We start from the raw sequence: 681 nt of genomic DNA, 5'->3' as shown, positions 1-681 counted from the left end.
CTTAAGAAGCGGCTCGTTCGCCCAGCTTTGCGTCAGGCTGACGCGCGCCTGAACCAAGGCTGCGCGCCGACGAAACAGGCTTAGAAGATGGCGATACAGCGGTGATGGAGGTGTCCAGGGACGCAGTTCGTCTGCCTCCTTTCTCAAGTAGCGGACGAGCAACTTGGCATCCAAAGCATCGGTCTTGGCCCGGATCTTCACGCTTTCGCGGTAATGCTTGAGCTCATAACCTCCAACCATGTAAACCACGCAACCAGCTTCATGAGCTAGATCAGCAAACTCCAAGTGGTAGATATTGGTGGCTTCAATTGCGATGGCCACTTTGCAGGACAAGGCCTTCAGCCATTTTTTGATAGCGGCTTTGGTGTTTGGGATTGTTTCTAACAAATCGACTTCAGCGTGATAAATCACCAGTTCATTCTTAGCGACATCGACGCCTACGATTGGCTTTGAGACAGAAACTGGCATTGCCATGGGGCTTCCTCCGGGCTAAGGTTTTGAGCACTTGAAGGGCTCACCCAGAGGCGCAGGCTTGTTCCTATCGTCGGTCATAGCCAGATGCATTCTTTATCGGCGCTTGGGTGAAAGGAGGAGGGGCGAAATCTCCCACGGTCTGTACTGCGTCAACAGTCAGAATCGGGCTTTGTCCCTTCTCCTCCCTTCAAGTCCTAGCATACAAGC

1 protein-coding gene is annotated in these 681 nt (G+C 52.9%); it reads right to left on the bottom strand.

What is annotated here, in order from left to right:
• Positions 1–474: IS110 family transposase (locus AC07S6_RS27290; protein WP_323571565.1), on the bottom strand; the 474-nt coding region annotated here is incomplete at its 3' end.
• Between the last annotated feature and the right edge of the window lie 207 nt (positions 475–681).

The sequence above is a fragment of the Pseudomonas sp. GW821-FHT07B01 genome (assembly GCF_059419065.1).
Note: the sequence above shows the minus strand (reverse complement) of the source record. Positions and strands in the feature narration are given on the sequence as shown.